Genomic DNA, 389 nt, shown 5'->3' with positions numbered 1-389 from the left:
CGTCGAAAAATCAAGCGCGCCGGCTGGGACGACAGCTTCCTCCTCACCTTGCTCGGCCATATGCGATAGCCCTGCCGCGCAAGGGGGCCATACTGGTCTTGATCCAGGTCTCGTCGATGAAGACCAGGCGCTGAGGATCGAGGCTCGCCTGCCACGACTGCCAGCGGCGCCGCCGGCGCGCGACGTCCGAGCGGGCCTGCTCAAGGGCGAACAGCGTTTTTTTTTGAACCGCAGGCCTTCGCGCCGCAGGAACGTCCAGACCGCATTGTGCGAGACCTCGACCCCACGGGCAGCAAGTTCATCCTTCAGCTTGTGCAGCGTCAGATGCGGCGTTTGGCTGATCCGCTCCTTGATGAAGGCGCGATGCGGTTCCAGCACCGGCTTGCGGT

The 389-nt window shown here is 64.0% G+C and carries 1 pseudogene; it reads right to left on the bottom strand.

Annotation, left to right across the window (positions count from 1 at the left end):
- Positions 1 to 73: 73 nt before the first annotated feature.
- Positions 74 to 389 (bottom strand): annotated as a pseudogene (locus AC5ZG5_RS46495) (IS630 family transposase); the annotation flags it as partial.

It is taken from the genome of Bradyrhizobium sp. Ses1 (genome assembly GCF_059512365.1).
Note: the sequence above shows the minus strand (reverse complement) of the source record. Positions and strands in the feature narration are given on the sequence as shown.